Here is an 11,733-nt window from a genome sequence, read left to right as displayed (position 1 = left end):
TTTTTATTATTTAGTGTAAATTACGGTTGTATTTTAACATCAATTACTATAAAGTCTTGAGTTGGACTAAACCCTGGCTCAATTTCTTTTATTTTAATTACACCTTTTTTACCATATTGATCGACAAACTCTACTTCATCACCTACTTTAAGTTCTTCTATTAACTCAGGATCTGTATTAGAAACTGTTAAGTCTTTTAAATCTCCTGAAGTTGTTATTGAATCATATATTGCGGTATCAGCTAATTTAAAATAAGTATCATTTAACTCTTCAACGGGTGTCCCTGACTTTAAAGGTACATCAACTACATCTGTTCGATAAGTTTTAGTTGAAGATAAATTTGCTCCAGTACCATTTAAATGATAATAACCAAAATCCCAGAAAGCTGCAAATTCTATACCTTGATTGATTAAATACGTTGTACCATCCAATAATGAGAAAAAAGTTGCTGAAGCCCCTTCTGAATCTGGAGCGAATAATTTCACATCAGTAAACTCTCTAACTGCCGCATCAGGGTTTTGTCCATTACCGATAGTTACGTTGATAGTCCCCACTCCTTGAGACCTTCTTTTTGAAGGATCTCTAAAATCTCCTCTCCCAGTAGTAGTCCAAAATTGATAAACAATTACTCCGTTTTCAACAGTTGGCACATCTAAATCTAACGTAAAATCTAACGCCTTTTTATTTTCAGCATCCAAATCAATTGATCCATCCGCTTTTGTAGCTCTTCGTGTCGCTTTTTTATCTAAAGGAAGTAAAAATGGCATTGGTGATTCTCCAGGTAAAGTTCTCGTTACATACAAACGTCTTTGTGTATCTGACTCTGTTTCAAAAATAACCCTACCTGCTACTGTACCACCAGCAACTCCTGAAATATTAGCTTCGTCCTTGTTATCCGTTCCATTCTCTACAAAACGTATAGTAGCATCTTCTGTTGGAATCGCCCCTGGATCAGTAGGTGTATCTAAAATTGCTGTATCATCACCACTACAGCTAAATAATAACGCAGAAGCAAAAGCAATTGATGCTATTGATTTTAAATTAAATGTAAAATTCATGATTGTATTTTTTTGATTGATTAAAGTAAAGGTATGCGCTTTAAGCAAATAAATAAAATTTGTATTCATAAAAGTTCAAATAAATACAGTTTAAATGCACTTTTTTAAGACAAAAGGCTATTCAGTGTCAAGAATAGCCTTTCATGAGTATACTTATTTTAATGTTTTAAGCTCCCCATTCCGTATGGAAAATACCTTCGCGATCAGTACGCTCATAAGTATGCGATCCAAAATGATCACGTTGTGCTTGTATTAAATTTAGCGGTAACTTACTACTTGTATAGGCATCAAAATACGTTAGTGAATTTGATAAACCTGGTACCGGAATACCATTTTTAGCAGCAAAAGCAACTACCTCACGTACAGCCGGAACAGCATTTTGAACACGCTCCACAAAAGTAGGCGCTAATAATAAGTTTGGTAAGTTTTTATCTTCTTTAAAAGCAACGGTTATATCTTCCAATAATGCTGCTCTAATAATACAACCTGCTCTCCAAATTTGTGCAATCAAACTTAAATCTAAATTATAACCATACTCTTTTGAAGCATCGGTTAATTGGTGTAATCCTTGTGCGTACGCAGTTATAAATGCAAAGTATAACGACTGCTCCGCCAATTCTACTAGTTTTTCTTTTTCAATAGATTCAACTTCGGGTCTGCCGTAAAGTGCATCGGCTTTTATACGTTCGTCTTTTAATGCCGAAATTTCGCGCATGCTTACGGCTATATCAATTGTTGGTACAGGGATTCCCAAATCCATGGCATTTTGTGATGTCCATTTTCCCGTTCCTTTTTGTTTCGCCTTATCCAAAATTAAATCTACAATACGCTGATCGGTAAACTCATCTTCCTGTAAAAAGATTTCAGAAGTAATTTGAACCAAAAAGGATTGCAAACGTCCTTCATTCCACTTTGCAAAAATTTCATGCAACTCATCATTTGTAAATTTGGCAGACTTGCGTAATAAATCATAGATTTCTGAAGTTAACTGCATCATTCCATATTCAATACCATTGTGCACCATTTTTACATAATTCCCTGCTGACTTTGGACCTAAATAAGCTACACAAGGTGCTCCGTCTGATGCTTTAGCCGAAACTGCATCAAAAATCGGTTTGATGTATTTGTATGAAGGCTCAGACCCACCTGGCATAATACTTGGTCCGCGTCTGGCTCCTTTTGCTCCGCCAGAAACACCAACCCCTAAAAAGTGAATCCCCTTTTCGGTCAAGTAAGCTTCTCTCCTATCCGTATCTGTGTAAAATGAATTTCCCCCATCAATTAACAAATCTCCTTCTTCAATAAAAGGCAACAAACTTTCGATAACTAAATCCACCGGTTTACCCGCAGGAACTAACATCATTATTTTACGAGGAGTACTTAAATTGGCAACAAATTTTTCTGTTGATGTGGTGGCATCTACCTTATCTATATCACCGCCTTCTTCTTTTAATGCCGTTACTTGATCTTCGCTTAAATCTAAGCCATAAGCGGTAAATCCATTATCGGCAACGTTTAAAATAAAATTACGCCCCATGACACCTAAACCAATTAATCCAAAATCATACTTTTTTGTACTCATCTTTTTACAATTTTTTTATTTTATCAACACTTTGTTGTTATCATTAAATCTTAAAATCCTATATCAAAATACAGTAAAATACGTAGCTAAATCTTGAATTATCTAGTATCTTCGCAAAGCAGCAAATTTTTATTAAAAATGAAAGTTTTACTGCCTTTACTGACTAATGATGCGCAAAAATAGCCAAATTGTTGTTTCTTTTTGCAGTTATTTAGCGTAAAAATTATTTTAAATTACTTAAGTAGTGTAAGTAATCATAAATTAAAAACTTGTATGAAAAAAGGAGATAATCAATTACTTGTTATTTTTGGAGCCTCGGGAGACTTATGTGTTCGTAAATTAATCCCTGCAATCTTTGATTTGTATAAAGAAGGACACTTGGCCGAAAATTTTGCCGTCCTGGGTACCAGTCGAAGTAATTTGAGCGATGAACAATTTAGAGCTAAAGTGGTTACCGAAAGTCAGTTTTTAGCCGATTCCATTTCTGGAGAAGATAAAAATTTTATTAAAACATTTGCGGACAAGCTTTTTTATGAAGATTTAGGAGACTCTTACGAAGAACCTTTTGTAGGGCTTAGCAAACGTATTCAAACTTTAAATTCCGATTTAAAACTTGACAACAATATCATTTTTTACCTATCTACCCCTCCTGGCATATATGAACTTATTGCTAAAAACTTAAAAGAACAAGGGCTTACAGATGAATCAAACGGTTGGAAACGCATTATAGTTGAAAAACCTTTTGGATACAGTTTGGAAACTGCTAAAAATTTGAATAAAGGGTTACAAAAGTACTTTAATGAATCTCAAATTTACCGTATAGACCATTATTTGGGAAAAGAAACTGTACAAAACCTATTGGTAACGCGATTTGCAAATAGTATTTTTGAGCCTTTATGGAACAGAAATTACATTAATCATATTGAAATTACCAATGCCGAAAGTGTGGGTGTGGACAATCGTGGTGGGTACTATGATAAATCGGGTGCACTACGTGATATGTTTCAAAACCACTTGATGCAAATTGTTTCCTTGGTGGCCATGGAACCTCCAATCGATTCTCAACCCGAATCAATACGAAACGAAAAAGTAAAAGCATTACAGTCTATCCGTCATTTAAATGAAGAAACTTTTTATGACAACACTACACGAGGTCAATATTTAGCTTCTACCATTAATGGCAAAAAAGTAAAAGGGTATCGTGAAGAGGAAGGTGTAGACCCTAACTCCATGACAGAAACTTATGCTGCACTAAAATTTTATATTGACAACTGGCGCTGGAAAGATGTTCCTTTTTATGTACGTACCGCTAAATGTATGCCTACTAAAGTGACGGAAGTTGTTATTCACTTTAAACCAAGTCACCACCGTTTGTTTGAAGGAACTAACTCCGACAACCGCTTAATTATTCGTATCCAACCAGACGAAGGTATTTTAATGAAATTTGGGGTTAAAGTACCTGGGCAAGGATTTAAAGTAGAAACTGCCAATTTAGATTTTCATTACACTGACTTAGTAGACACTTATGTAATGGAAGCTTACGAGCGTTTGTTATTAGATGCCATGCAAGGTGACGCTACCCTTTACGCACGTGCCGACGAGGTGGAAGCGGCTTGGGCATTTGTAGACCCTATTTTAAAACGTTGGGAAAATAATGATGACAAAATGCATGGATACCCAGCAGGCACTTGGGGACCTAAATTTTCAGATCAACTGTTCAAAGGTAATGTTGGCGGAGATGGCTTTAGAAACCCTGGGCCTAATTTGACTGATAGCGAAGATTATTGCGAGTTGTAATTACACAGTTATACTCTTATACAAAAAACTCCAAGAAATAACTTGGAGTTTTTTTGTATAAACTTTTTTATAATTAACCTGAGTTTCCTAAAAAGTAGGAGTATACAGATTGTACAATTTAGTATATTTAGTTTAAATACTAAGAGTCCATAACCAGAAATCTATTCTATAACGATACCCTTTAATTTTTCCTCATTTTTCTTTAGTTGTTCTTTACCTCTTTTGATAGTCTTATCTAACTCACTAAGCTTTTCTTCCGCTTTTTTAATAGCTTCTTCTTTTTTTGAAATCTCTCCAGTTGATGGAGTGTCTTTTCCTTTTTGTTTTTTAGTTTTTCTAGACGCTCTTTAGCTGCTTTAATTTTTTCTTTTCCTCTAGCTATATGTGCTTCTTCTTCATTTAGCTCAACTTTTTCTTTTTTCACTTTATTTCTAGCTGCTGCTGCTCGTTGTTTACCAAATTCCCTTCCTGTTACACCACTTTCTTTAGAATATCCTTGTTTTTTCTCTATCTTTTCTTTGAATTCTTTTTCTTTCTTTTCCTTTTTCACCTTCATTCCCTCTATTTCATCCTCATAATCATCTTTGTTGTCTTCCTTTACTTTTTCAGCTTTCTTTAATGCCTTATTTGCTTTTTTTTGAGCTTGATCTTTTTTCTCTTTTCCTTTATCCTTAATTTTTTCTATATCTTCTCCTTTATCTTTTCCTTTTTGAAATTGTTTGTCAGTTTTTCTAGCTTCTCTCTCTAAAGCTTTTTGTTCTTTTTTAAGTTTTGCTTCTGCTGATTTTCCTTGTGCATAGATTCCTGTCGACAAGCCCATCATAAGGCCCATCAATACTATAAAATGTTTCATAATTTTTAAATTTGTATTGATTTAAGAATACGGTAGGTTTTTAAATATTATCCAATGCATCTAGTGCATTATCTAATTCTTTAGATTTCGTTTTTACTTCATTTGAAATATCATCTAATGACTTTTCTACTTTTTTTAATTCGACTTTAGTTTCATTAGGTAATTCTTTTGAAGATATTTTCTTTTTATCGGTACAAGCAATTAATGTTATTGCTAAAATACTCAAACTGACAATGTATTTTTTCATAATAAAAGTAAAATAAATTGATTAAAAATTAATCATTCTTTTTGATTTTCAGATACTTAATGTGTTTTTTTTAAAATATTCTCAAACAACTTCAAATTAATTCTCCTTCATAACAGGCTTATTATATTATACCATTAGTGTTCTAAAAAGAAAATTAGGAAAATTTAGTCCACCTATAAAATAACTCTACATTTTTTGAGTAAAAAAATCGATATAAAACAACAAAACAAGTTAATAAGCACTAAAAATTATATAAAAATATAATATATATCTTTTTTCTTACATTTAAAACATAAAAAACAATATATTTGGTCGAAATTTAACTTGCTGTTTTTCAGCAAAAAAAACCATTTATTATGAAAAAATTTTATTATCCCTAATTACATTTTTATCAATCTCAACTGTTTTTTCTCAAACAGAAGCTGGAAAATTTATTGTTGGAGCTTCTAGTTCTTTAAGTTTTTCATCTAACTCTTTTAAAATAGAAGGAAACGACAGTGGAAAACTTTCAACTTTTGAAATTAGCCCTACTGCTGGTTATTTCGTGATAGACAATTTAGCAATTGGATTAACTCTTTCTTTTGAAAACCAAAAATTTGATCCTGAAGTGGGAGATGAAAATACAGAAAACACTTTTACTATAGGTCCCTTTGCTAGATATTATTTTTTGGAAAATAAAATAAAGCCTTTTCTTGAAGCGTCAGTTCTTTTTGGCTCTACAAAAGAAGAAGATGGTAATTTTGAAATAAAATCAGACACTTTTGGATTTGGAATTGGTGCAGGTGTAGCTATATTTTTAAACAAAAACATTTCAATAGATTTTGGTCTAGCATATAATAATCTAAAAATCGAAAATGAAGATTCAGATACTGAAATTAAATCTAATGGTATTGGCGCAGTTGTTGGTTTCAACTTATTCTTTTAAGAAAATAAAAACTCTGTGATTTCAATTTCATTAGGCTATAAATTCTAATGTAAGAATTTACTATTCTTAATAAAGAAATTCTTTTTTAATAAAATTATATTATTTTGCGGTTAAATGACACATTTCATTTAATCGCATTTTTTATGAAACTAAAAGTATACCCTGACAAGAACGAAGTAGCTAAAGCTTTTTCGGAATATTTAAAAGAACTATTAGCAACTACCAATAACAAACCGATACATGTAGCCCTCTCTGGCGGTAGTACCCCTAAAGCCATTTTTGATTACATGGCCGAGAACTACAAAGAAAGTATAGACTGGAGTAAATTGCACTTGTATTGGGGAGATGAGCGTTGTGTACCACCCACCGATTCCGAAAGCAATTATAAAATGACGGTTGATCATTTACTTTCAAAAATTAACTTTCCTGAAGAAAATATACATCGAGTTTTAGGTGAAAATGACCCTGCTCAAGAAGCTGTTCGCTACGGAAAACTCATTGAACAACAAGTTCCTGTTGATGAAGATGGTCCTTTATTTGATTTAGTCATTTTGGGAATGGGTGATGATGGACACACCGCATCTATTTTTCCGCATAACATTGAGCTTTGGGAGAGTGAACAAATCTGTGAAGTAGCTACACACCCTGAATCAGGTCAAAAACGTGTCACTTTTACAGGAAACACAATTAACAACGCTAAAGAAGTAGCCTTTTTAGTTACTGGAGCCTCCAAAAAAGAAAAGGTAAAAACTATTATAAATGAAGAAGATGGTTTTGAAAAATTTCCTGCTGCTTTAGTTGCTCCTTACTCTGATAAACTTACCTGGTTTTTAGACGAGGCTGCTGCTAATAGCCTTGAGTTATAATATAAAATCTTATTTAATTATACTTTTAATAGAGATTTCCTATTTTTCAAAAGCTGCTTAGGCAGCTTTTTTTGTATCTTGAATTAAAATTAAATAGCAATACTACTAAAAAATCATGAAAGAAATTATAAACACAAAAAATGCTCCAGCACCTATAGGTCCCTATAATCAAGCTGTTTTGGCAAATGATACCTTGTACATTTCTGGTCAAATTGCTATAAATCCCACCACTGGAAATTTAATTACTGATGCCATAACCTTAGAAACAAAACAAGTTTTTGAAAATTTAAAAGCCATACTTGCTGAAGCTAATTTCACTTTTGAAAACATAGTAAAAACAAGTATTTTTTTAAGCAGTATGGAATATTTTGCTACGGTTAATGAAGTTTATTCCACTTACTTTTCAAACGACTCAGCACCAGCTAGAGAAACTGTTGCCGTTAATAGTTTACCCAAAGGAGTAAATGTGGAAATATCAGCCATAGCTGTAAGGTCATAGCTATTTTTTCGGCTATTTCTTACGGCAATAATAATACCTAAAATCTACCTCAATTAATCGCTACATCATGGATACAAAAAAACTACTTTTATTTTCTTTTTAATTAGTCAATTTAGTTTTTCTCAAAACATGACTAATGAAACTTTAGAAAATTTGTTAACTAAAGTAACCGATAGTGTCAATGGCTATTCTGGTTATTGGGAGATTATACATCGAGACAGGCAGTTGCTTTGTATTACTGACGAAACACACAACCGAATGCGAATAATATCACCAATTATTCAAACAGATAGTCTAGATAAGGAATTACTTATTGATGCTTTGACCGCCAATTTTCATTCTGCGCTTGACGTTAAATATGCCAATTCAAAAGGAGTAATATGGTCTGTTTTTATACACCCTTTAAAGGAATTAAGCGAAAATGAAGTGGTTAGCGCAGTGGAACAAGTAGTAAATGCTGCGGTCAATTTTGGTACTACATTTTCAAGCACTGAAATGATTTTTGGAGGTAATGCACAACCCGAAAAAGAGGAAAGCACTCCTACTGAAGAAGCTTCCCCCATCCGTAAATTATAAATTCTGGTATTGTATTTGTTTCGTAACAACTATCAGTTACCACCAAATATACTATTTGTTGAACAGTTAAAAATTAAATAAATAATCGATATCCAATTCTTCAACTGTTCCATACGCTTTTAACAGATCTAAATCAACATCCTTTTTATTACCAATAACCATCATATCAAATGACTTGTTTTTGATGTACGATTGGAAAAATAAATTCAAATCCTGAAGTGTAAAATCATTTACAGCTTCATACACCTCAATCCTGTTATCATAATCAATTCCTAGCTTTTTTAAGCGCTTATAATTCCAATAAATGGCAGATTTGTTTATTCTACTCGCCGCAATTGTCTTTAAAACAGACTTTTTAGCTGATTGAAATTGTGCTTCATTTAATGGCATATCATTTAACAATGCCTTCATCGCCTCAATAGCTTCCGGTAGTTTATTTGCTTGAGTACCCATGTAGGCATACAAATAATTTGGTTTTCCTTGCTCAGTAGCTGTTGCATACGTGCTAAATGCTGAATAGGCTAACGACTTAGATTCCCGAAGTTCCTGAAATACTATGGATGATAATCCACTACCAAAATAAGTATTAAAAAGTAAGGTTCCTGCAGCTAATTTTGGTTCGTATTCAATAGATTTTGAAACTAAAAGTAGTTCTGCTTGCACCATGTCGTAATTTACAAAATAGACGTTTCCTACATTTTCTTTTTCTGAAAATATGGCTTTTTCAGAGGTTACTGTTTTAAAATCTTTAACGGAATAGTTTTCCTCAAGTACTTTTTTGGTTCCTGTTATATCATTCCCGTAATAAAAAAACTCAGGAGTATAGTCAATAATACCTTTTACCAGTTGTACCAATTCAAAGGTAGATTCCATTTTTAGATCTGCAATTGGGGTTACATTTCGTAAACGAGAACCTTCTCCATACTTGCTGTAATTTAACATTCCTTTCCACAAAACATCCGATTTATTTTTCTTTCTGTCCGTCCTACTTTTTTCAATACGATCGATTAATTTGGAATAGGCTTCCGCATCAGGTTTTAAATCCTTTATTACTGAAAATAATAACTGCAAACCACTTGCAATATGCTGCTGAAGTCCTGAAATTGTCATTCTGGTTTTTTCCTCCTGTACATCAAAATTATACTTAACACCAAGCTTGTAAAATTCCTTTTTTAGCGCTTCGTTACTCAAACTATGTGTTCCTAAAAAATCTGCATACGAAAAAGCTATAGGTAACTTTTTGTTATGATCGCTTCCTACGGGAAAAGTAATCGTAAGTGAGGCTAAATCATTAGTTTTATTTTTTATGTACGAAAACTTTGTACCGTTTGACAGGGCTGTTTCTTTAATTAAGTCCTTGTAAATAATTTGTTGAGGCAGCAACGAATCAGAAACCATCGTATTGAACTTTTTGGTAAATTCCGAAACCTGGTCTCTATTCACATCAACTGGAGTAATTTCAGGATTTTCTACTTTAATTTGGTACGGATCTTCGCCTACCAATTTATTGACTACTACATAATTTTCTTTGTAAAATTTATTTGCAAAATCAATCACTTGCTTTTTAGTAATCTTTTTTAATTTTTCAAGCTTTTTCAAACGCTTTCCCCAAGGCTGTTCATAAACAAAACTGTACATAAAATCATAAGCGACTGCTTTTGAACTCTCCAAACTTTGAATTTGTGACAATGTCAAGTCATTGATAACTGCTCCGATTAACCAATCGTCAAAAGCACCTTGTTTAATTAATTCCATTTGACTTAACAATAGTTCTTTTACCTCATCCAAGGATTGCTCTTTTTTAGGAACTCCATACAAAATATGCATCCCATAGTCTTTTTTAAATGAAGTAAATGAACCCGCTGATTGTACTTTTTGTTGACTATTTAAATTTAAATCAATTAAACCTGCACTAGAATTTGCCAATAAATAATCAATCAAATTAACCATTATTGTTTCATCATCATTTACGCTTCCTGTTCTAAAACCAATATATATTGATGCGGCATTCGGCCCATATACAGTGTCCGTAATCGGTTTTTCAATAGGTAATTCTTTCACAAATTCTGGATGATCTACAGGTTTGTAAACGTAACTCCCAAAAGCTTTTTCTATTTTGCGGATAGTACTATCAAAATCTAAATCCCCTACTAAAATTAAAGCCATATTATTAGGCACGTAATAAGTGTCAAAATAATTATGAATAGCCTTCATGGATGGGTTTTTCAAATGTTCCGATGTTCCAATAGTAGTTTGAGTACCATAAGGATGTGTTGGAAACAAATTTTCTAATAAAGCAGTAAATTGCTTACGACCGTCATTATCCTGCCCACGATTAAATTCTTCATATACGGTTTCTAATTCAGTATGAAACAAGCGCAATACCAGTTCACTAAAGCGTTCTTTTTCCACCGCTAGCCATTTATCAAGTTCATTGGCAGGTATTTTATTTTTATAAACCGTCATTTCATTTGAGGTAAAGGCATTAGTACCTTCGGCACCAATACTGCTTATCATTTTGTCATATTCATTGGCAATAGCATATTTAGCTGCAATCCCTGAAATGGAGTCAATTTTACGGTAAATTACTTTTTTCCTTGTGGTATCTACGGTATTTTTATGAGACTCGTATAAATGAGAAATTTCTCGTAATTGTTTCCTTTCATTTTCCCAGTCGGCTGTACCTAACTTACTGGTTCCCTTAAACAACATGTGCTCTAAATAATGTGCTAATCCTGTTTGATCAGCCGGATCATAAGTAGAACCCGCTTTTACTGCAATTAGCGTTTCTATTTTTGGTTCATCTGTATTTTTTGATAAATACACTTTTAATCCGTTGTGCAAAGTGTACAAACGTAAACCGGTAGGATCATTATCAAATGACTTGTAAGACTTTGTAATATCAAATGCTTGTTCCGAATGATAAACTACAGGCTCTTTTTTAGTTTTACAGTTTACAAAACATGTAATAAATATTACTATAAAGACTACTCTACTAATTTTTTTTAAAACACCCATTTTATTCATCTTATAAAAATCAATCACTACTCCGTTCAAAACTTATTGCGAGTTAATGAAAAGTACGATATATTATCATTGATTGTTGTTACGGCATAAAGCCCAATTTAAACTGAAGTTTATCAAATTTTAGTATACAATTAAATTTAAAGCATGCGTAAATTCGTTTTTTTTGTAATAGATACAATTGTAAAGCAACAGTAAAAAGTGCTACTTATTTTACAATTAAACTACAATTAAACCGTATACTATTGAAATTCATGTATTTGTTAAAATTAACAAAAACAGTACATTTTAAAATTGACTTTTTTT

At 32.6% G+C, this 11,733-nt stretch carries 10 protein-coding genes; 5 read left to right on the top strand and 5 right to left on the bottom strand.

Features of this window, described 5'->3' with window-relative positions; all coding sequences use genetic code 11:
• Positions 1-20 precede the first annotated feature (20 nt).
• Positions 21-1,058 carry a hypothetical protein gene (locus tag GMC_RS0109685; RefSeq protein ID WP_138940602.1) on the bottom strand — a complete coding sequence of 346 codons (1,038 nt, stop codon included), beginning with the start codon at positions 1,056-1,058 and terminating at the stop codon, positions 21-23.
• 166 nt (positions 1,059-1,224) lie between these two features.
• The gene (gnd, locus tag GMC_RS0109680) at positions 1,225-2,640 is read right to left on the bottom strand and encodes an NADP-dependent phosphogluconate dehydrogenase (protein WP_010521946.1); all 1,416 of its coding nucleotides are present in this window, start codon (positions 2,638-2,640) and stop codon (positions 1,225-1,227) included.
• Positions 2,641-2,913: 273 nt separating this feature from the next.
• Here gnd and zwf point away from each other — a divergent pair, with 273 nt between their 5' ends.
• The gene (gene zwf / locus GMC_RS0109675; RefSeq protein ID WP_029489699.1) at positions 2,914-4,437 is read left to right on the top strand and encodes a glucose-6-phosphate dehydrogenase; all 1,524 of its coding nucleotides are present in this window, start codon (positions 2,914-2,916) and stop codon (positions 4,435-4,437) included.
• A 235-nt stretch (positions 4,438-4,672) separates the two neighbouring features.
• Here zwf and GMC_RS0109670 read toward each other — a convergent pair whose 3' ends face one another.
• Positions 4,673-5,290: a hypothetical protein gene (locus tag GMC_RS0109670; protein WP_010521944.1), complete on the bottom strand. Its 618-nt coding sequence runs from the start codon at positions 5,288-5,290 to the stop codon at positions 4,673-4,675.
• 40 nt (positions 5,291-5,330) lie between these two features.
• A complete protein-coding gene (locus GMC_RS0109665) occupies positions 5,331-5,537 on the bottom strand; it encodes a hypothetical protein (protein WP_010521943.1) in 207 nt (68 codons plus the stop codon).
• Between the two features lie 292 nt (positions 5,538-5,829).
• Between GMC_RS0109665 and GMC_RS21255 the strand changes: the two genes are divergently transcribed.
• The 4 genes from GMC_RS21255 (at position 5,830) to GMC_RS0109645 (ending at position 8,403) form a co-directional block, all read left to right on the top strand.
• Positions 5,830-6,462, top strand: a complete 633-nt coding sequence (locus GMC_RS21255; protein ID WP_094766281.1) for an outer membrane beta-barrel protein — start codon at positions 5,830-5,832, stop codon at positions 6,460-6,462.
• Positions 6,463-6,605: 143 nt separating this feature from the next.
• Complete coding sequence (pgl, locus tag GMC_RS0109655) at positions 6,606-7,328, top strand: 6-phosphogluconolactonase (protein ID WP_010521941.1); 723 nt, start codon at positions 6,606-6,608, stop codon at positions 7,326-7,328.
• Positions 7,329-7,443: 115 nt separating this feature from the next.
• Positions 7,444-7,827 carry a Rid family detoxifying hydrolase gene (locus GMC_RS0109650; protein ID WP_010521940.1) on the top strand — a complete coding sequence of 128 codons (384 nt, stop codon included), beginning with the start codon at positions 7,444-7,446 and terminating at the stop codon, positions 7,825-7,827.
• A gap of 129 nt (positions 7,828-7,956) precedes the next feature.
• Positions 7,957-8,403 carry a hypothetical protein gene (locus GMC_RS0109645; RefSeq protein WP_010521939.1) on the top strand — a complete coding sequence of 149 codons (447 nt, stop codon included), beginning with the start codon at positions 7,957-7,959 and terminating at the stop codon, positions 8,401-8,403.
• Positions 8,404-8,469: 66 nt separating this feature from the next.
• Here GMC_RS0109645 and GMC_RS0109640 read toward each other — a convergent pair whose 3' ends face one another.
• On the bottom strand, positions 8,470-11,421 hold the full coding sequence (locus tag GMC_RS0109640; protein ID WP_010521938.1) for a M16 family metallopeptidase: 2,952 nt from the start codon (positions 11,419-11,421) through the stop codon (positions 8,470-8,472).
• Between the last annotated feature and the right edge of the window lie 312 nt (positions 11,422-11,733).

It is taken from the genome of Aquimarina agarivorans, from assembly GCF_000218485.1.
Lineage (GTDB): Bacteria > Bacteroidota > Bacteroidia > Flavobacteriales > Flavobacteriaceae > Aquimarina > Aquimarina agarivorans.
The sequence above is the reverse complement of the archived record's forward strand: the minus strand, read 5'-3'. Positions and strand labels throughout refer to the sequence as shown.

Excerpts from the sequence above, each read along its gene's own strand:
- GMC_RS0109685 (WP_138940602.1), bottom strand. The coding sequence starts at position 1,058 with ATGAATTTTACATTTAATTTAAAATCAATAGCATCAATTGCTTTTGCT.
- gnd (WP_010521946.1), bottom strand. The coding sequence starts at position 2,640 with ATGAGTACAAAAAAGTATGATTTTGGATTAATTGGTTTAGGTGTCATG.
- zwf (WP_029489699.1), top strand. The coding sequence starts at position 2,914 with ATGAAAAAAGGAGATAATCAATTACTTGTTATTTTTGGAGCCTCGGGA.
- GMC_RS0109670 (WP_010521944.1), bottom strand. The coding sequence starts at position 5,290 with ATGAAACATTTTATAGTATTGATGGGCCTTATGATGGGCTTGTCGACA.
- GMC_RS0109665 (WP_010521943.1), bottom strand. The coding sequence starts at position 5,537 with ATGAAAAAATACATTGTCAGTTTGAGTATTTTAGCAATAACATTAATT.
- pgl (WP_010521941.1), top strand. The coding sequence starts at position 6,606 with ATGAAACTAAAAGTATACCCTGACAAGAACGAAGTAGCTAAAGCTTTT.
- GMC_RS0109650 (WP_010521940.1), top strand. The coding sequence starts at position 7,444 with ATGAAAGAAATTATAAACACAAAAAATGCTCCAGCACCTATAGGTCCC.
- GMC_RS0109645 (WP_010521939.1), top strand. The coding sequence starts at position 7,957 with ATGACTAATGAAACTTTAGAAAATTTGTTAACTAAAGTAACCGATAGT.
- GMC_RS0109640 (WP_010521938.1), bottom strand. The coding sequence starts at position 11,421 with ATGGGTGTTTTAAAAAAAATTAGTAGAGTAGTCTTTATAGTAATATTT.